7 protein-coding genes are annotated in these 22,387 nt (G+C 42.8%); all 7 read left to right on the top strand.

Features of this window, described 5'->3' with window-relative positions; genetic code table 11:
• The first annotated feature begins 72 nt into the window (after positions 1–72).
• The 7 genes from WA1_RS43570 to WA1_RS43540 all read left to right on the top strand — a co-directional run bounded on the left by WA1_RS43570 (position 73) and on the right by WA1_RS43540 (position 22,333).
• Complete coding sequence (locus tag WA1_RS43570) at positions 73–4,803, top strand: type I polyketide synthase (protein WP_017744613.1); 4,731 nt, start codon at positions 73–75, stop codon at positions 4,801–4,803.
• The gene (locus WA1_RS43565; protein ID WP_066613254.1) at positions 4,796–9,502 is read left to right on the top strand and encodes a type I polyketide synthase; all 4,707 of its coding nucleotides are present in this window, start codon (positions 4,796–4,798) and stop codon (positions 9,500–9,502) included. Before WA1_RS43570 ends, WA1_RS43565 begins: the two co-directional genes overlap by 8 nt.
• 33 nt (positions 9,503–9,535) lie before the next feature.
• Complete coding sequence (locus tag WA1_RS43560; protein WP_066613252.1) at positions 9,536–14,221, top strand: type I polyketide synthase; 4,686 nt, start codon at positions 9,536–9,538, stop codon at positions 14,219–14,221.
• Positions 14,222–14,342: 121 nt separating this feature from the next.
• Positions 14,343–15,095: a class I SAM-dependent DNA methyltransferase gene (locus tag WA1_RS43555; protein WP_017744608.1), complete on the top strand. Its 753-nt coding sequence runs from the start codon at positions 14,343–14,345 to the stop codon at positions 15,093–15,095.
• Between the two features lie 36 nt (positions 15,096–15,131).
• Positions 15,132–19,268: a non-ribosomal peptide synthetase gene (locus tag WA1_RS43550; protein ID WP_017744607.1), complete on the top strand. Its 4,137-nt coding sequence runs from the start codon at positions 15,132–15,134 to the stop codon at positions 19,266–19,268.
• Positions 19,269–19,290: 22 nt separating this feature from the next.
• The gene (locus WA1_RS43545; RefSeq protein WP_017744606.1) at positions 19,291–20,676 is read left to right on the top strand and encodes a cytochrome P450; all 1,386 of its coding nucleotides are present in this window, start codon (positions 19,291–19,293) and stop codon (positions 20,674–20,676) included.
• A gap of 277 nt (positions 20,677–20,953) precedes the next feature.
• Entirely contained in the window at positions 20,954–22,333 is a 1,380-nt protein-coding gene (locus WA1_RS43540) for a cytochrome P450 (RefSeq protein WP_017744605.1), read from the top strand.
• Positions 22,334–22,387 lie beyond the last annotated feature (54 nt).

Genomic DNA, 22,387 nt, shown 5'->3' with positions numbered 1-22,387 from the left:
TCCTAGTATGAATGAGCCAAGTATTCATCTATACAATCACTGAAAGTATAAAGTTAACAATTGTTTTTAATTATGACTATAGACAATTACTTTAATAGCTTAAATGATAAAGACGAAATAGCTATCATCGGTATGTCGGGTCGTTTTCCTGGTGCTAAAAATGTTGACAGTTTTTGGCAAAATATCCGAGATGGTGTAGAGTCTATTTCTTTTTTCACTGATAAGGAACTATTGTCTGCTGGGATAAATCCAGAATTGCTGAATGATGCTAGCTACGTAAGAGCAGGGGGCGTCCTGGAAAATATAGAGTTATTTGACGCTTCATTTTTTGGCTTTTCTCCCAGAGAAGCCGAAATTACGGATCCACAACACCGTATTTTTATAGAATGTGTTTGGGAAGCTCTAGAGAATGCTAGCTACAACTCCCAAACTTACAGTGGTCAAATTGGTCTTTTCGCTGGTGTCGCTCCAAGTTCTTACCTGCTTTCAAACTTATATCCCAACCGGGAATTCATGGAATCCGTAGACAGCTTTCAAACTTTAATTGGAAACGACAAGGATTTCCTGCCCACGCAAGTTTCTTACAAGTTAAACTTGAGGGGACCGAGCATCAATGTTCAGACTGCCTGTTCCACATCATTGGTTGCTGTCCATTTAGCCTGCCAAAGTTTACTAAATGGCGAAAGTGATATCGCATTAGCAGGCGGTGTTTCACTCTCTATACCGCAAAAAGCTGGTTACCAGTATCAAGAAGGAGGGATTCATTCTTCTGATGGACATTGCCGAGCCTTTGACGCTAATGCTCAAGGCTGTGTTCCTAGTCAAGGTATAGGCATTGTGGTTTTGAAGCGGTTAGAAGATGCCATTGCCGATGGCGACTTGATTCATGCAGTCATCAAAGGTTCGGCTATCAATAACGATGGTTCTTTAAAGGTTGGTTACACAGCTCCCAGTGTTGACGGTCAAAGAGAGGTCATTTTAGAGGCGCTTGCCTTAGCTGGAGTTGAACCTGAGACGATCGCGTATATAGAAACACATGGTACCGGAACTAAATTAGGAGACCCCATTGAAATTAAGGCTCTTACACAAGCGTTTCGTGCTAGCACAAACGAAAAAGGTTTTTGTGCGATCGCTTCAGTAAAGACCAATGTTGGACATCTGAATACAGCTGCAGGTGTAGCTGGTCTAATTAAGACTGTACAAGCACTAAAACACAAACAAATACCCCCCAGCTTACACTTTAAGCAACCTAATACCCAAATAGATTTTGCCAATAGTCCTTTCTACGTCAATACTCAGTTGTCCGAGTGGAAAACTAACGGAACTCCTCGTAGAGCAGGTGTCAGTTCTTTCGGAATCGGAGGCACTAATGCCCATGTTATTTTGGAAGAAGCCCCAGTCGTAGAAACCCAGCACGACAGATCTAGTCATTCGCGTCCTTGGCAATTGTTGCTGCTCTCAGCCAAAACCAGTACAGCCCTAGAAACTACCACAGAAAATTTAGCAGACCACCTGCACGCGACGCCTGATATTAACTTGCCTGATGTGGCTTACACCTTACAAGTAGGTCGTCGGGCTTTTGAGCATCGCCGTATCGTGGTATGCCATGACACAGACGATGCGGTGAAAGTTTTAACCTCCCAAGACCCGCAACGTATTTTTACTTACCACCATAAGTCCAGTCACTGTCCAGTCATCTTCATGTTTTCCGGACAAGGGGCACAATATGTGAATATGGGTCGAGAACTGTACGATCTTGATCCCACATTTCGCCAGCAAGTAGATATCTGTGCTGAGATTCTCCAGCCTCACCTCGGTCTTGATATCCGTCATATACTTTATCCTAGCGAACAACAAATTGAAGTTGCTTCCCAGCAACTGCAACAAACAGCGATCGCCCAACCAGCACTGTTTATTATCGAGTATGCCCTCGCCCAATTGTGGATAGAATGGGGAGTGCGTCCAGAGGCAACGATCGGTCACAGCATCGGGGAGTATGTCGCCGCAACAATTGCAGGTGTATTCTCCCTAAAAGATGCCTTAGCTGTTGTAGCAAAAAGGGGACAACTGATGCAACAGTTGCCCGCAGGCAGTATGCTTGCCATTCCACTTCCACAAACAGAGGTGCAATCCCTCATACAAGATGTAGAGACACGCCATGGCGTGTCTCTACATACTAATGAAACGTCTGTACAAATAGCAGCCATCAACAGTCCATCTTCGTGCGTAGTTTCTGGTTCAACTGATGCGATCGCCGCACTCCAAAACCAATTATCCTCCAAAGGAATTGAATGTCGGCTGTTGCATACATCTCATGCATTTCATTCTGGGATGATGGAACCCATTTTGGAACCATTTGTGCAGGCTGTGAAACAACTGAAGCTCAACCCGCCTCAGATTCGCTTCATTTCCAATGTCACAGGAAGTTGGATTACAGAAGACCAAGCCACAAATCCCAGCTACTGGAGTCAGCATCTGCGGCAAACTGTGAAATTTTCAGATGGTATATCTCAATTGTTACAACAGTTTGAAGGTGTTTTTCTAGAGATCGGTCCAGGGCGGACGTTAAGCACATTAACAACACAGCATTTAAAGTCAGAAGCAAAACAAATTGTGCTGTCTTCTTTACGCCATGCCAAAGAACAACAATCGGATGTTAGCTTTTTGTTACAGACATTAGGTCGGCTGTGGCTTTTTGGTGTAGAAATAGACTGGTCAGGATTTTATACCCACGAGCAGCGCCATCGTCTCCCTTTGCCCACCTACCCCTTTGAGCGCCAACGTTATTGGATTGAACCCAAAAAACAAGGAATTGATGACCGTGCTACATCTGTATCACTAGGTAAAAAGCCCGACATTGCTGACTGGTTTTACATTCCTTTTTGGAAACCATCTTTACCCCCAGCACGACTCGAACAGCAAGAATTAGCAGCGCAAAAATCTTGTACTTTAGTGTTTCTCGATGAGTGCGGCTTGGGTACCAAACTAGTAGAACAACTGCAACAACAAAACCAAGATATCATTACCGTAACAGTTGGGGCAGAATTCACTAAGCTAAACGAGTGTCAATATACCCTTAATCCTCAACACGATCGTGATTACGATACCTTAATCAAGGAACTGTTAACACAACAGAGGTTGCCAAAAACCATTGTTCATATGTGGAGCGTCACACCTGTCACTCACAAAGAATTGGAACTTGAAGACGTTGAGAAAACCCAAGCAATGGGATTTTACAGTCTGCTATTTCTTGCTCAAACGCTGGGAAGACAAGAAACGACTGAGGATTTTAACATCACAGTGATTTCTAACAACCTACAGCCAGTGACAGGAACGGAAGTGCTTTTTCCAGAGAAAGCAACATTACTTGGACCGATTAAAATCATACCCCAAGAATACTCAAATATCAACTGCCGTAGTATTGATGTTATTCTTCCCTCAAAAGGAACTTGGCAAGAAGAAAAACTCGTAGAACAATTACTGACGGAACTGACAGTTTCTACTTCTGAATGCGCGATCGCCTATCGAGGGCTGAATCGTTGGGTACAAAATTTTGAACCAGTGCGCTTTGATGAAGCGAAAATTGGAAAAGCACGATTAAAAGAAGGAGGAGTCTATCTCATTACAGGTGGACTCGGAGGTATCGGACTGGTTTTGGCAGAACACTTAGCGCGAACTGTACAAGCAAAACTCCTGTTGATAGGACGTTCAGCCTTCCCCAACCGAGACGAGTGGGAAAAATGGCTAATGACTCACGATGAGACAGATAGCACCAGCAGCAAAATTCGGAAATTGCAAGCACTCGAACAGTTGGGTGCAGAAGTTTTGGTGGTGAGCGCGGATGTCAGCAACACAGAACAAATGCAATATGCGATCGCGCAAGCAGAGTCACAGTTTGGTCAGCTAAACGGTGTCATCCACGCTGCTGGAATTATTGGAGGTAAACCTTCTGAAGCTATTGAAAAGATAAGTAGAACTGATTGCGAGCAGCAATTTCAATCAAAAGTACATGGACTCATAGTATTAGACAAGGTTTTGCAAGATAGAAAGCTTGATTTTTGTTTGTTGTTGTCTTCCTTATCATCTGTTTTAGGCGGATTGGGATTTGTTGCTTACTCAGCAGCCAATAGCTTCATGGATACTTTTGTGCACCAACGCAATCAGAACCATCCTGTTTCATGGATAAGCGTAAGCTGGGATGGTTGGCAACTGGAAAAAGAAAATAAACAAAGTACATCTGTGGGCGCAAGTGTGGCTGAATTGGCTATTAAGCCGGAAGAAGGGGTACAAGCTTTTCAAAGGATTTTGAACTGTAGTGAATTCAATCATGTAGTTGTCTCGACAGGAGGACTTCAAGCTAGGATTGACCAATGGATTAAGCTTGAATCTTTTCAACAGAAAGCAGCTGGTCAACAAGCAAATTCATTATTACTCCATTCCAGACCTGATTTACAAAATCCCTACGTTCCTCTCACAAATGAGATTGAACAAACGATTGGCAATATTTGGCAAGAGGTTCTTGGGATAAAGAATATAGGTCTCCATGATAATTTTTTTGAATTAGGTGGAGATTCACTACTCATAATTCAGGTTCGCAGTAAACTTCTAAAAACATTAAATAAAAATCTCTCAATAGCTGACCTATTTGAATATTCGACCATAAGTGCCTTGGCAGAATATCTTGGTGGAAAACAGGTTAAAGAACCAACATTTCAGCTAGCTGATGAACGTGCTAGCAGAAAAGAAGCGGCTATGCAAGAAAAAAGACAATTAATGAAACAACGGAGGATGGCAGATGCATAACCAACAAATCCAAGATTCCATCAAAGGCATAGCCATAATCGGTATGGTTGGTCGTTGTCCTGGAGCCAAAGATGTTGATGAATTTTGGCAGCATCTGTGCGATGGGAAGGAGTCGATTTCTTTCTTCAGTGATGAAGAATTAGAAATTGCAGGCATAGACCCGGTATGGCTGCGCGATCCTCAGTATGTAAAAGCTGGTGCCATACTGTCAGACATTGAGATGTTTGACGCTCCTTTCTTCGATTTCTCGCCAAGAGAAGCCGAAATCATGGACCCCCAACACCGTATTCTCCTTGAAAGTGCTTGGAAAGCGCTGGAGAATGCTGGTTATGACCCAGGAGCGGGCAAAGGCTTGACTGGTGTTTACGTGGGAACCAACCTGAGTAGCTACTTTCTTAGCAAATTGAGTTCTCACCCCGATCTAATCAAATCCATGGGTCTTTCAACTCTATTAAGCAATAGTCAGGATTATGCTGCCACGCGAGTTTCATATAAACTGAACTTAAAGGGACCAAGTATCAATATCAGCACAGCTTGCTCTACATCATTAGTAGCTGTTCATTCAGCGTGCCAAGGGTTGCTGAATTATGAGTGCGATATGGCTTTGGCTGGTGGTATTTCAATACAGTCTCTGCAAAAGCAAGGTTATTTCTATCAAGAAGGAGGTATAACTTCTCCTGATGGTCATTGCCGAGCCTTCGATGCTAGCGCCCAAGGAACTATTTTTGGTGATGGAGTGGGTATTGTTGTTCTCAAGAGATTAGAGGATGCTTTAGCAGATGGTGACTGCATAAATGCAGTTATCAAAGGTTCAGCAATCAATAACGATGGTGCGGCTAAGGTAGGTTACACAGCTCCAAGTGTGGGGGGTCAAGCTTCAGCGATCGCCGAAGCTTTAGCAATCGCTGGGTTTCATCCAGAGACAATTACTTACATAGAGACCCACGGAACTGGCACAGCCTTGGGAGATCCCATTGAAATTAGTGCCCTCAAGAAAATCTTTGAAACCCGCACCAAAAAGAAGGGCTTTTGTGCGATCGGCTCGGTAAAGACTAATGTCGGACATCTGAATACAGCTGCTGGTATCACCGGGTTAATCAAAACGGTCATGGCGCTCAAGCACAAGATGATTCCGCCTAGTTTACACTTTGAACAACCAAATCCTGAAATAGACTTCGCTAACAGCCCTTTTTACGTTAATACTAAGTTATCGGAGTGGAAAGCTAAAGGAACTCCTCGCAGAGCAGGTATCAGTTCTTTTGGTATAGGAGGGACTAATGCCCATGTTATCTTGGAAGAAGCCCCAGCTGACCAGACGCGAGATCTAGCATCTCTACGATCCCGCCCCTGGCAATTGTTGGTGCTCTCAGCCAAAACCACTACAGCCCTAGAAACTGCCACAAGAAATTTAGCAGCTCATTTTCAACAACACTGTGATATCGTCCTGCCCAATGTGGCTTACACCTTACAAGTAGGTCGTCAAGCTTTTGAGCATCGCCGCATGGTGGTTTGTCATGACTCCGACGATGCGGTAAAAGTGTTGACCTCCCAAGATCCTCGACGTGTTTTGACTTACCAGTGTAAACCCGGTCAATGTCCAGTCATCTTCATGTTTTCAGGACAAGGGGCGCAATATGTAAATATGGGGCGGGAACTATACGAGGTCGAACCCACATTTCGCAAATATGTGGATATCTGTGCTGCAATTCTCCAACCCCACCTCGGTCTCGATATCCGTCACATACTTTATCCACACGCACAACACATCGATGTAGAGACGAGAGATCTCGCGTCTCTACAGCAGACGGCAATTACCCAACCAGCACTGTTTATTATTGAGTACGCCCTGGCCCAATTATGGATGGAATGGGGAGTGCGTCCAGAGGCAATGATTGGTCACAGCATCGGGGAATACGTCGCGGCAACAATTGCAGGCGTGTTCTCCCTAGAAGATGCCTTGGCGGTTGTGGCAACAAGGGGACAACTGATGCAACAGTTGCCCACAGGGAGTATGCTTGCTGTTCCACTTCCAGAAAAAGACGTGCAATCCCTATTAGATGTAGAGACTAAGCATGACAGGTCTCTACAAAACCCTGGAACGTCTGTACAAATAGCAGCAATCAACAGTCCATTCTCATGCGTAGTTTCCGGTTCAACCGATGCGATCGCCGCACTTCAAAACCAATTGTCCTCCCAAGGCATTGAATGTCGGCTGTTGCATACATCTCATGCGTTTCATTCTGTGATGATGCAACCCATCTTAGAACCATTTGTGCAAGCTGTGAAAAAAGTGAAGCTCAACCCGCCTCAGATTCGCTTCATTTCCAATGTTACTGGGAGTTGGATTACAGATGAACAAGCCACAAATCCTCACTACTGGAGTCAACATCTGCGGCAAACAGTGAAATTTTCCTCTGGGATAACTCAACTGTTACAACAGTTTGAAGGTGTTTTCCTGGAGTTGGGTCCGGGGCGAACATTAAGTACATTAACAACACAGCATCTCAAACCTGATGCCAAACAACAGGTGCTGACTTCTTTACGCCATGCCAAAGAACAACAGTCGGATGTTAGCTTTTTGTTACAGACATTAGGTCGGCTATGGCTTTTTGGAGTAGAGATAGATTGGTCGGGATTTTATACTCACGAGCAGCGCCATCGTTTGCCTTTGCCCACCTATCCCTTTGAGCGCCAGTGTTATTGGATTGAATCCAAAAAACAAGGAATTGACGACCGTGCTACATCAGTGTTACTGGCTAAAAAGCCCGACATTGCTGACTGGTTTTACATCCCTTTCTGGAAACCATCTTTACCTCCAGCACAGCCCGAACACAAAGAATTAGCAGCGCAAAAATCTTGTACTTTGGTGTTTGCTGATGAATGTGGCTTGGGTACCAAACTAGTAGAACAACTGCAACAACAAAACCAAGATATCATTACCGTAACAGTTGGGGCAGAATTCACTAAGCTAAACGAGTGTCAATATACCCTTAATCCTCAACACGATCGTGATTACGATACCTTAATCAAGGAACTGTTAACACAACAGAAGTTGCCAAAAACCATTGTTCATTTGTGGAGCGTCACACCTGTCACTGACAAAGAATTAGAACTTGAAGACGTTGAGAAAACCCAAGCAATGGGATTTTACAGTCTGCTATTTCTTGCTCAAGCGCTGGGACGACAAGAAACTGTTGATGAAGTACAAATCACGGTCATTTCTAACAACCTACAGCCAGTGACAGGAACTGAGGTAATTTCTCCAGAGAAAGCAACATTACTCGGACCGATTAAAGTTATATCTCAAGAATACTCAAATATCAGTTGTCGTAGTATTGATGTTATTCTTCCCTCAAAAGGAACTTGGCAAGAAGAAAAACTCGTAGAACAATTGCTGACAGAACTGTCAGTTTCTACTTCTGAATGCGCGATCGCCTACCGTGGTACCAATCGCTGGGTGCAAACTTTTGAGCCAGTGCGCTTTGATGAAGCGAAAATTGGAAAATCGCGATTAAAAGAAGGGGGAGTCTATCTCATTACAGGTGGACTCGGAGGTATCGGGCTGATTGTGGCAGAATACTTGGCGAGAACTGTACAAGCAAAACTACTGTTAATAGGACGAAAAGCTTTGCCCAACCGAGATGAGTGGGAAAAATGGCTAATGACTCACGATGAGACAGATAGCATTAGCTGCAAAATTCTTAAAGTTCAAGAACTCGAACAGTCGGGTGCAGAAGTTTTGGTGGTCAGTGCTGATGTGACCAACCGCGAACAAATGCAACATGCGATCGCGCAAGCAGAGTCACAGTTTGGTCAGCTAAACGGTGTCATCCATACTGCTGGAGTTCCTGGAGGCGGTGTGATTCAGCGAAAAACAAAGGAAGAAGCAGACAGTATTCTAGCTCCCAAAGTGAAGGGGACACTAGTTCTTGATGCTATTGTTAAGAATAATCAGTTAGATTTCTTGGTTCTCACATCATCAACGACTTCAATTCTAGGGGGATTTGGACAGGTAGACTATTGCGGAGCCAATGCCTTTCTTGACGCTTTTGCTCATTGTAATATCTCAAAATATGGTAACTCGATCGCAAGTATAAACTGGAGTGCTTGGCAAGAAGTTGGGATGGCAGTAGACACGGCAGTGCCCCAACAACTCCAAGAATTGCGTGCAGAGAATCTTAAACAAGGAATATTACCTAATGAGGGTGTAGATGCTTTTTTGCGAACTTTAGGAAGTAAAATACCTCAAGTTGTGGTTTCTCCCTCTGATTTTTTGAATTCACTAGAGCAGTATAATTCTTATAGTGAAATCCGCGTCCTAGAATTTTTAGAGACGGTCAATAAGTTAAACTTAAAACATCCACGACCTGACTTAAGTAATGATTATGTTGCACCTAGGACTGAAATTGAGCAAAAGTTTGTTGAAATTTGGCAACAAATTCTTGGAATTGAACGGATAGGAATCTATGACAACTTCTTTGAGCTTGGTGGTGACTCACTCATCGGCATTCAAGTTATTTCTCAATTAAATAAGGCATTTGATTTAAATATGTCTATAGCCAAACTTTATGAATGCCCAAATGTAGGATCTATGGCAAAAATGTTAATTTCTGAAGAATCTGAGAAGAAGAGTTTTGAACAAAGACTAAGTCGAGGAAAAAGAAGAAGGCAGATAAAAATACAAAAGAATTATGACTAGAAAAATAGTTAATTTATAGCAATTTGTAAAACCATGATAACTGACAATTCAAAAATTGAAGAAACAGCAGATTTAGACATAGCATTAGTGGGAATATCTGGTCGTTTCCCTGGTGCAAATAATATTGATGAATTTTGGGATAATCTCCAAAATGGAGTTGAGTCTATTGGATTTTTTGATAATCAAGATTTAGTAGTTTCAAATATTGAAGAGAGTGTTCTCAATGACCCAAATTATGTCAAAGCAGCACCTGTACTAGAAGATATTGAGAGTTTTGATGCTAGATTCTTTGGCTTTAGCCCCAGAGAAGCTGAAGTGATGGACCCCCAAAACCGCCTCTTCATGGAGTGTGCCTGGGAAGCGCTTGAAAACGCTGGATACGATCCAGAAACTTATGAAGGGTTGATTGGGGTTTACGCTGGTACAAGCACAAACACTTACTTTTTGCACAATGTTTATCAAAACTATAATTTGATAAATTTTTCAAATAAATATACTCTTAATAAAGATTTTTTGACTACAAATATTTCATACAAATTAAATCTGAAAGGACCAAGTGTAGGTATCCAGACTTACTGCTCTACTTCATTAGTTGCGGTACACTTAGCTTGCAAAAGTCTACTAGATGAAGAGTGCGATATTGCTTTAGCAGGGGGGGTTGCAATTAAAGTTCCACAGAAGTCAGGCTATTTCTATCAAGAAGGTGGAATTTTGTCTCCTGATGGTCACTGTCGTGCCTTTGATGCTAAAGCACAAGGTACTATTTTCGGCAGTGGGCTTGGAATTGTCGTCTTAAAAAGATTAAAAGATGCCATAGCAGATAGAGACTACATTCATGCAGTTATCAAAGGTTCAGCCATTAACAACGATGGTTCCTTGAAAGTTAGTTATACGGCACCTAGTGTAGATGGTCAGGCAGAGGTGATCGTAGAGGCTCTAGCAAATGCTGGAATAGATGCTGATGATATTTCTTATATAGAGACTCATGGAACTGGAACAGCAACTGGTGACCCAGTCGAAGTTGCTGCACTAACAAAGGCTTTTCGTGCTTTTACCCAAAGAAATGGCTTCTGCGCCATCGGTTCAGTAAAACCAAATATCGGACATTTAGATACAGCAGCTGGTGTAGCAAGCCTGATCAAGGCTGTCTTAGCACTGAAACACAAGCAAATACCCCCTAGCTTAAATTTTGAAATTCCCAATCCTCAGATAGATTTTCCTAACAGCCCCTTCTACGTCAATACTAAACTTACTGAGTGGGAAGCTAACGGTATTCCCCGTCGGGCTGGAGTTAGTTCCTTAGGCTTTGGTGGCACTAATGCCCATATCATTCTTGAAGAAGCCCCAGATGTAAAGACTAACCATGGCGCGTCTGGTCATTCACGCCCTTGGCAATTGCTTTTATTATCAGCCAAAACTAGTTCGGCACTTGAAACTGCAACTGCAAATTTGGTCGCGTATTTAAAACAGCATCCAGATATAAACTTAGCAAACGTAGCTCACACCCTACAAGTAGGTCGCAGAGCTTTTAACCATCGCCGCATATTGGTGTGCCAGGACATTAAAGATGCTGTAACCGCCCTAAAAACGCAGGAGATCAAACGGGTTTTGACTGCATACCAAGAGCATAGAGAACAGCCCGTCATTTTCATGTTTTCAGGACAAGGGGCGCAATATGTAAATATGGGGCGGGAACTATACGAGGTCGAACCCACATTTCGCAAATATGTGGATATCTGTGCTGCAATTCTCCAACCCCACCTCGGTCTCGATATCCGTCATATACTTTATCCACACGCACAACACATCGATGTAGAGACGAGAGATCTCGCGTCTCTACAGCAGACGGCAATTACCCAACCAGCACTGTTTATTATTGAGTACGCCCTGGCCCAATTATGGATGGAATGGGGAGTGCGTCCAGAGGCAATGATTGGTCACAGCATCGGGGAATACGTCGCGGCAACAATTGCAGGCGTGTTCTCCCTAGAAGATGCCTTGGCGGTTGTGGCAACAAGGGGACAACTGATGCAACAGTTGCCCACAGGGAGTATGCTTGCTGTTCCACTTCCAGAAAAAGACGTGCAATCCCTATTAGATGTAGAGACTAAGCATGACAGGTCTCTACAAAACCCTGGAACGTCTGTACAAATAGCAGCAATCAACAGTCCATTCTCATGCGTAGTTTCCGGTTCAACCGATGCGATCGCCACACTCCAAAACCAATTATCCTCATTTGGAATTGAATGTCGGCTTTTACACACGTCTCATGCGTTTCATTCTGTAATGATGGAACCCATCTTAGAACCATTTGTGCAAGCTGTGAAAAAAGTGAAGCTCAACCCGCCTCAGATTCGCTTCATTTCCAATGTTACTGGGAGTTGGATTACAGATGAACAAGCCACAAATCCTCACTACTGGAGTCAACATCTGCGGCAAACAGTGAAATTTTCCTCTGGGATAACTCAACTGTTACAACAGTTTGAAGGTGTTTTCCTGGAGTTGGGTCCGGGGCGAACATTAAGTACATTAACAACACAGCATTTAAAGCCAGAAGCACAACAAATTGTGCTGACTTCTTTACGCCATGCCAAAGAACAACAATCGGATGTTGCTTGGTTGTTACAGACATTAGGTCGGCTGTGGTTATCTGGTGTAGAAATAAATTGGTCGGGATTCTATACCCACGAGCAACGCCGTCGTCTGCCTTTGCCCACTTACCCCTTTGAGCGACAAAGATACTGGATTGATGCTAAATCCTCATCTTCTTCAAGTAGCAAGTCAGTTACATTAAACAAAAGACAAGACATTGCCGACTGGTTTTATATTCCTTCATGGAAACGTTCTTTGCTCCCTCATTCATTCTCCCCTTATAAAAACGAATCTGTACAAGAACAATGGTTGTTGTTTGTTGATGAGTGTGGGGTAGGTTCTCAGTTAGTTAATAAACTCCAACAGAATAGCAAAAATGTGATTTTGGTGAAGGTGGGAGAGCAGTTTACTAAATTGAGTGAGGGAATTTATGCTATTAATCCCCAAAATCGTGATGACTATGATGCATTGTTCCAAGAACTGATTGCATTAAGTAAGACTCCCCAAAATATTGCTCATTTATGGAGTCTGAATAATGTTGAGACTCGTCAACTAGGTAAGTATCTAGAATTTAACAGTTTGCTGTTTTTAACGCAGTCTCTTGGTAAGTTCAAAATTGGCAATCGCTTGCAAATCTGGGTTGTATCGAACAACATCCAAGAAGTCAGTGGCAATGAAACTCTTGACCTAGAAAAAGCAATGGTGTTAGGTTTATGTAAGGTTATTCCTCAAGAGTATCCGAATATTACTTGTCGGAGTATTGATTTTGGTTTAACGAACCGCAGAGGCGCACGAACCATGGAGGAAGGAAGGGGAGATTGTGAGAGTCAAATCGTAGACCAAATCATTAGTGAGTTTACGACTTTGTCGTCTGACTTGGTTGTTGCTTATCGCGATCGCTACCGTTGGGTACAAACGTTTGAACCAGTTCACTTAAAGTCAGTAGTTGAAGAAAAAACACCATTGAGAAAACAGGGTGTATACCTGTTTCCTGGTGGATTAGAAAGTCTTGGAGTTGTACTTGCAGAATACTTAGCAAAAACTTTACAAGCAAAACTGATATTTATCGAGGATTTTGCTTTTCCAGAAAAAGATGATTATTCACAATGGCTTGAAACTCACACGCAAGAAGAGGATATGAGTCGCAAAATCCAAAAACTGCACGCATTAGCTGAGTTGGGTGCAGACATTTTGGTGGTGCGTGCAGATGCAACTAACTATCAACAAATGTACCAGTGCCTTGCACCTGAGAATATTGGTTCAATTGATGGGGTTATCTATTCAACTGGAATAACCCGCGAACATATATTTTGCTCGATACCAGAAATTGGGAATACAGAGTTAGAAAAACTACTAGACTCTCAAAATAAGAAAATCGCTATATTAGAACAAGTATTACAGAGTCGAAAGTTAGATTTTTGTATCATTTTTTCTTCTTTATCTTCCATTTTAGGAGGATTTGGGTTATCTTTATACTCAGGAGTTAACCAGTTAATAGATACCTTTACTCAGAGACATAATCAAACTAAGTCTTTGCCGTGGACTCTCATAAATTGGGATAAAGTGCAACTAAATAAAACCCAAGAACAAAAAACTCTTGAACAGGTATCTGGGGTGGAATTAGCCATTAACGAAACAGAAAGCATAGAAGTATTTAAACGGCTCTTCTCTTTAGGAGAGGGAAATCAAGTTATTGTTTCCACAGTAGATCTCAAAGCAAGAAGCGAACGCACATTCAAACTTGCCTCGTTACTAGATTCAAAATCCTCTAGTCAAGTAGAGCCATCTTCACGCTATTCCAGACCTCATCTTAGTCATTGTTATGTTGCTCCAACTAACGAGTTAGAAAAACAAATCGCCGAAGTCTGGCAAGAAGTACTTGGGATTGCACAAGTTGGTATTTATGACAACTTCTATGAGTTGGGAGGAGACTCCCTCATTGCAACTCGACTAGTTTCTCATTTGCAAACAAAGTACCCGGTAGAATTACCACTGCGCGAGCTTTTACTAGAAGCAATGGTACCGAGCAAACAGGCAGAAATGATTGAGCGACTTCTGTTAGAAAAAATTGAAGAATTATCTGAAGAGGAAGCAGAAGTTCTTTTGACTCATCATGCAGATTGTTGAATCATCCTTTGTCATTAGTCATTTGTGTAGATATTTAGACAAATAACAAAAGATAAATGACAGTTAACAGTGAAACTTGCTTGTTTTGAACCCTTTACTTATAAAAAAGGAAAAACAGTTTATGTCTTTTACCAGTCCTGTTCCAAATTACGAGACCTTTGCCCGGATGCAGAACGAACTTAAGGGTTATTCAGATAAAGATATAGTAGAATATGTCATACCTGTTTTAGAGCAAATAATGTTACGCCATCTCCCCAAGGGATCGCGAATTCTTGATCTTGGGTGCGGTTCAGCAAGGTTATTAAAACAGCTTCAAATAAAAGGATATCAAATGACTGGGCTTGATGCTTCTGAAAAACTGTTGCACTATGCCCGAAAAAACTCACCTGATAGTGAATTTATTCTTGGTGATATACGTAAATTTGATCTGCCACCTACCTTTGATGCAGTTTTTTCAACCGAAGTTTTACTCTTCATTATAAACCTTGAAGAATTAAAACTCGTCTTCAAAAACGTATATGTAGCATTAAAGGAAAATGGTCTCTTCGTATTCACGATGCCGTTGGCAGATTTGCTACATGAGGTGGCTCCGCAAACTTTTAATCATGTCAATGTTAATGACGAGTGTGCTTTGCTTGAAATATTCTACTATAAACCGGAAGAAAGAATATGGGAAATTAAAGTTACCGGGTTTGAATTGATAGAGGGACTCTGGAAGCGTTCAGACACAACTTGGCTGAGGAAAGATTACTTTTTAGCAGAAGTTAAGTCGTCTTTAGAAAATGTAGGATTCACAGAAATTACTCACTACAATCTCAAAGATTTTGGAAGTGACGAGAAACACGGCTTGGCTTGCTTTATTTGTCGAAAATAATTTTTAAAAAATCTTACTAATCGTAGAGTTTCTGTGATGGATAAACAATACTCTAATTTATCACCTACCAAAAAAGCCCTCTTGGAAAAATGGAAGGAAGGCAAATTTAAAGTTGAGACTATTACCAAACGTCAAGTTTATAACAATATTCCCTTGTCTTTCTCTCAACAAAGGCTGTGGTTTATTGACAAACTTTACCACGGAAGTTATTTTTACAATATTCCTAGTGTCTTTCATTTAAAGGGAGCGCTCAATATGAGAGCACTCCAGCAAAGTCTCAATGAAATCCTGAAGCGTCATGAAGTTTGGCGCACAGCTTTTGTGCTTGTAAATGGAGAGCCAGTGCAGCAGATTGTATCCCAATTAACCTGGGATCTACCTATTATCAACCTCGATCATTTGTCTGGTAGAGATTGGGAACCAGAGGTTAAACAACTTGCAGCCCAAGAGGCAAAGCAACCTTTCCATTTAGCGAAAGGACCTCTAGTCAGAGCGACTTTACTGCGCTTGGGTGAAGAAGAACACGTTTTCCTCTTGACCATGCACCACATTATTACAGATGGATGGTCTATTGGTGTGTTCTTGCGGGAGTTAACAACGCTGTATGCAGCGTTCTCCACAAATCAGCCTTCTCCCTTACCTGAACTTCCCATTCAGTACGCAGATTTCGCAGTTTGGCAGCGCGATCGCTTGCAAGGTGAAGTCTTGGCAAACCAACTCAATTACTGGAAGCAACAACTCACCAGTGAATTACCCGTCCTACAGTTACCCACAGACCGTGCGCGACCTACCGTTGCCACTTTTACTGGTGCTAAGCAATACTTTACGTTCTCCAAAACCTTAACAGATGCACTGAATCAATTGAGCCAGCGAGAAGACACCACTTTATTTATGACTCTGCTGGCAGCATTTAATACGTTACTATATCACTACACTGACCAAGAAGACATCCTCATTGGTTCTCCAATTGCAAACCGGAACCGAGCTGAACTAGAAGGGATGCTGGGTTTGTTTGTAAATACTTTAGTGTTGCGTAATAATCTTAATGGTAATCCCAGCTTTCGCAAACTACTACATCAAGTGCGTGAGGTGACTCTTGATGCTTATGCACATCAGGATTTGCCTTTTGAGAAGCTCGTAGCAGAATTGCAACCCGAGCGAGACTTAAGCCGGAATCCGCTGTATGAAGTTATGTTTGTCCTGCAAAATACCCCAATGTCCGTACAGGAAGTATCTGGTTTAACCTTGCGTACTTTGCAGTTCGATAGCGGTACAGCACAGTTGGACATTTTCCTGTCAATGTCCGAATCCCAACAGGGATTAACCGGGTGTTTGGAGTACAATACGGATTTGTTTGACTCAGCAACAATAAACCGATTCATTATTCATTTCCAATCCTTATTGGAAAGCATTGTTGCTAGTCCCGAGCAGCGCATCTGTGAATTGTCACCACTAACTACTCCCGAGCGAGAGCAACTGTTAGTCGAGTGGAATCAGACAAGGGCAAATTATTCCCAAGATGCGTCTCTCCATCAATTATTTGAGCAGCAAGTCGAGCAATCTCATGATGCATTAGCGTTAATTAGCCAAACAGAACAACTGACTTACCGTCAACTCAACCAGAGGGTTAATCAACTTGCCCATTATTTACAAAAACAGGGTGTAACAAAAGGAACTCTTGTCGCCATTTCTCTGGAACGTTCAGTAGAAATGGTCGTGGGAATTTTAGCTGTCCTCAAAGCAGGTGGTGCTTATATTCCCCTTGACCCAAGTTATCCAGTTGAGCGTTTGAGCTTTATGCTCTCCGATTCTCAAGTGTCATTGGTCATTAGTCAAAAATCATTGGTTAATAACTTTAGACAAATGACTTTTGACATAGACGCCCAAAGGGCGGCTTCCCGTAGGGTAGGACAAGTAACGGTCATCTCCTTAGACGGTGAATGGGAAATTATCAAGCAAGAAAGTCAAGAAAACCCCATTAGTCCGTCAAAAGCCGATAATCTCGCCTATGTTATCTACACTTCTGGCTCAACTGGAACACCTAAAGGCGTGCTTGGGACTCATCGCGGTACAGTCAATGGCTTGCACTGGCTGTGGAAAACCTATCCCTTCATACAAAACGAGGTTTGTTGCCAGAAAACAGCCATTAGCTTTGTAGACTCAGTATGGGAGATTTTTGCACCCTTACTTCAAGGCATTCCCACTGTCATTATTCCCGATACCATTGTCAAAGACCCACAATTGTTCATAGAAACTCTGGCAAAGCACAAAGTTACACGTATTATACTTGTTCCCTCACTGCTGCGCTTACTCTTGGATAGCTACAGTTATCTTACCAAGAATTTATCGCATCTAAAACTTTGGATAACGAGCGGTGAAGCACTGTCTGTCAGCTTAACTCAAACTTTCCTCCAATTGATGCCAGGAGCAAAACTGATCAACCTTTACGGCTCATCGGAAGTTTCTGCCAACGTTACTCACTATGACACTAGTTTATTGCCAGATAAACTAATTAGCGTTCCTATTGGTCGTCCCATCGACAATACTCAGGTCTATGTCTTGAATCGCCATTTGCAACCAACGCCTGTAGGAGTTGTTGGTGAACTTTATGTTGGTGGTGATGGATTGGCAAGGGGATATTTGCATCGTCCCGAATTAACTCAGGAACGGTTTATTGATAACCCCTTTGTCCCAGGAACCAAACTTTATAAAACTGGTGATTTGGTGCGTTATCTCATTGATGGTAACCTTGAGTATTTAGGTCGCCGTGATGACCAAGTCAAAATCCGTGGCTTCCGGGTGGAGCTAGGAGAAATTGCAGCCGCGATCGCACAACATCCAGACGTGAAAGAATCTGTCGTTATTGCCCGAGATGATGAAGGAGATCGCCATTTGATTGCATATGTAGTGACTCCTAAGCAAGATATAGTGGCGCAACTCTTGCCCCACTTGCAACAAAAGCTGCCGAACTATATGCTACCGTCTGCTTTCGTAGTATTAGATGCAATACCCCTTACACCCAATGGCAAAGTAGACAAGCGATCGCTTCCCATTGACGACGTTATCCGACCAAACGCCACTCAAGCCTTGGTTGCTCCCCGGAATTTTACGGAATTGGCTTTGGTGAAAATTTGGGAAAATCTTCTGAATACTAGCCCGATTGGGGTATCAGATAACTTCTTTGGGTTGGGCGGTCACTCATTTTTAGCTGTACGCTTGATGGCTCAAATTTACGACCGATTCGGGTACAATCTTCCCCTGTCTACTCTTTTTGAAAACCCGACGATTGAAAAACTAGCGACCATTGTCAGTCAGCCAGTGCGTGAGACATCCAATTCTCCTCTGGTAGCAATTCAGTCGAATGGTTCCAAGATTCCTTTCTTTTGTATGCATGGCGCGGGTGGAGGTGTTCGTCACTACTTTAACTTGTCCAGAAGACTTGGTGAGGACTATCCATTTTATGCCTTGCAACATAACCCTGACCAAGAGGAACCGGAAATAATTTCAGTGGAGGAAACAGCAGCTCGCTACCTCCAAGAAATACGTCAGGTACAACCGATTGGTCCTTATCTTTTAGGAGGTTTTTGTTACGGCGGTGTGCTTGCCTTTGAAATGGCGCAACAATTGCAAAGGCAGGGTGAAACAGTAGGTTTGTTAGTTGTTATCGATGCTATATTACCAGAAACTGCTATTAAACCGACAGACGATGACGATGCAAAATTCTTACTCCGCATGGCTGAATCAATCAAAACTAATAGTAATATAAACTTTTCCGTTCCTTTTGAGGAACTTCGAGATTTACCAGTGGATGAGCAATTTCATTTAGTGAATAAAAAAGCCAACTTCATCTTTAGCGATACAGAGATTAAAGATTTTCTCCGCTATTACAAACTTTTCAAAGCTCATGTCCAAGCCATGCGAGATTATGTTCCCCAGGTTTATCCTCACTCCATGACTCTGTTCCGAGCAAAGGAGGAGATTATTCATGACTTTGAAAGTCCAGAATTTTATACTGATAACCCCCTACTAGGGTGGGGTAAATGTTCTAGTCAACCTATTCAGGTTATTGAAGTTCCAGGCGATCATTTCTCAATTTTCGTCGAACCTCATATTCAGGAATTAGCCAAACAGTTGAGAATTTCTATTGATAATGTTCTTATGAGAGTAGTATAGGGAACGGGAGTAAAAAAGACTGATGACACTACCCGCAGGACCGAAAACCCCCACCTGGCTGCTGAACCAGCAATTTCAGGCTGACCCTTTTGGCTATATGGATGCTATCTCCAAACACTATGGTGACATCGTCACCTTAGTGTCTGATTCTACACCAATAGTGTATGTCAGCAATCCCTCAGGGATAAAACAGATTTTCACCAACACCAAAGAAATTACAGCTAGGGGCGCATTGAATCGCAATTTTGCCTTGATGACAGGAAACCAAGGAGTCCTTCAACTTGATGGCTTACGTCACAAACATCGGCGCAAGCTCTTAATGCAGGCTTTTCATGGAGAGCGGATGCACGCCTGCGGGCAACGTATTTGCGAACGCACAGAAAAAATCATGAGTCAACAGGTAATTGGGAAACCTTTCATTGCCTACTCTACCATCGAAGATATCACCTTGCGAGTGGGTATAGAGGTTGTCTTGGGCTTACATGAGGGAGAGCGCTATGACAAAATCAAGCATCTATTTGCTTCTATAATTAAAACCGCACAAATTCCTATAGTCAAAATTCTTAGGGGGCTTCCCTTTGGAAGACGGGATTTAGGTCGATGGAGTCCGCAGGGATACCTACATCAACTCCGGCAAGAACTTTTCAATTTGCTGTACACTGAAGTCCAAGAACGTCGCAAACAAGCGGAACCCTCACGCACTGACATCCTCTCCGATCTCATATTTGCTTGTGATGAAACAGGTGAAGCATTAAGTGATGAAGAGGTGCGAGACCTTCTATTATCGCCGATATTCGCAGCTCAAGATGCTTCAGCAACTGCGATCGCCTGGTCACTCTACTGGATCCACCGTTTGCCTGTAGTTCGCGAGCGACTGGTTGCAGAACTCGATAGCCTGCGTGAAAACCTAGATCCCATGAGTATTGTTGCATTACCCTACCTCAATGCAGTTTGTAACGAAGCTTTACGAATTTACCCAACTCAGTTATTTACATTTCCAAGGTTGGTAGAATCACCAGTTGAGGTTATGGGCTATGAGTTGAGTCCGGGTACAGTACTCATTGGTAATATTTATTCGACGCATCAGCGCGAGGATTTATATCCACAACCGAAGCAATTTCAGCCAGAGCGCTTTCTAGAAAAGCAATTCTCTCCCTATGAATTTCTGCCCTTTGGGGGCGGTGCTCGTGTTTGTATCGGAGGAACTTTTGCTTTGTTTGAAATGAAGCTTGTATTGGCGACGATTCTTTCGCGCTATCAATTAGCACTGGTTGACCAGCGACCAGAGAAACCAAAGTTTGGAGGTTTAATTTGTTACCCAGCTAACGGCGTGAAGATGCTCATGCATGGTCGGCGTCAGCATCAAGGACAGTGGCAGCCATGCATTGTTACTTCTTTCCCGGTCTAAAATTACCATTATTTCTCTAACTCTTATCTCTGTGTTCTCTGCGCCTAGAAGGGTTTTTTAAATAGGTAATCGGGCACCGAAGGGAGTAGTTCAGTTTAAGTGCTAGAGTTGGTTTTTGTTAAGTTGACATATGTCATTCTCAACTTATTCTTACTTTGGCTAAATACTTATGTGGAGGTAACAGATATGGTTAAGAATAAAAAGGCACTATGTTAAGAATTCATATCAATAAATGTTCGGTGCAGTATAGTATTTAAAATGGGAGTAAATAAGACTGATGACACTACCCCCAGGACCGAAAACACCTAGTTGGTTGCTCAATCAGCAATTCCAGGCTGACCCCTTTGGTTATATGGATGCTATTTGCAAACGCTTTGGCGACATCGTCACCATAATGTCTGGTTCTACACCAACAGTGCACGTTGGCAATCCCTCAGGAATCAAGCAGATTTTCACCAATGACAAAGAAATTACAGCTTCTGGTGCATTGAACCAGCGTTCCGCCTTTACTACAGGAAACCAAGGAATCCTTCAACTTGATGGCTTACGTCACAAACATCGTCGCAAGCTCTTAATGAAAGCTTATCACGGAGAGCGGATGTATGCCTGTGGACAACGTATCTGTGTAAACACAGAAAAAATTATGAGTCAACAGGCAATCGGAAAAACTTTCATCGCCTATGATACCGTGCTAGAAATTACCTTACAAGTGGGTATAGAGCTTGTGATGGGATTGCGAGAGGGAGAGGGCTATGAAAAAATCAAGCATCTATTTACGTCTTTCGTTAAACATGACCTATCTCCCTTGGTTCGTATGACCTCACAACTCCCGTTTGGGCAACGGGATTTAGGTCGGTGGAGTCCGTGGGGATACCGTAATCATCTGCGGAACGAAATTTTTCAACTTCTGTACAATGAAGTCCAAGAACGCCGCCAGCAAGCAAATCCCTCACACACTGATATGCTCTCCGATCTCATATTTGCTTGTGATGAAACAGGTAAAGCATTAAGCGATGAAGAGGTGCGCGACCTCCTAGTACTGCCCATATTAGCAACTAGGGATGGTGCAGCACATTCGATCGCGTGGTCTTTGTACTGGATTCACCGTTTACCTGGTATTCGCAAGCGACTGCTTGAGGAACTCGATAGCCTTGGTAAAGACCCAGACCCGATGAGCATTGTTGCATTACCCTACCTTAGTGCTGTTTGTAACGAAGTTTTACGAATTTACCCAAGTGCGGTATTCATGATACCGAGGTTGGTAGAGTTACCAGTTAAGGTGATGGGCTATGAGTTGAGTCCGGGTACAGTGCTAATTGGTAATATTTATCTGACCCATCAACGTGAAGATTTGTACCCCGATCCAAAACAATTTAAGCCAGAGCGCTTTCTGGAAAAGCAATTCTCTCCCTACGAATTTCTGCCCTTCGGCGGCGGTGCTCGTAGTTGTATAGCAGGGACTTTTGGTCAGTTTCAAATGAAGCTTGTGTTAGCAACAATTCTTTTACGCTATCAATTAGCGTTGGTTAATAAGCGACCAGAGCGACCAAAGATGTTTAGTGACCAATGTCACCCAGCCAGTGGCGTGAAGATGGTCATGCATGGTCGGCGTCAGCATCAAGGACGGTTGCAACCATCAGTTGTTGGTTCAGTTTAGCCACTGGAGTTGGTTTTTGTTTAGTTGACATAATGCCATATTTCTGAATTTGTC

It is taken from the genome of Scytonema hofmannii PCC 7110, assembly GCF_000346485.2.
Lineage (GTDB): Bacteria > Cyanobacteriota > Cyanobacteriia > Cyanobacteriales > Nostocaceae > Scytonema > Scytonema hofmannii.
The sequence above is the reverse complement of the archived record's forward strand: the minus strand, read 5'-3'. Positions and strand labels throughout refer to the sequence as shown.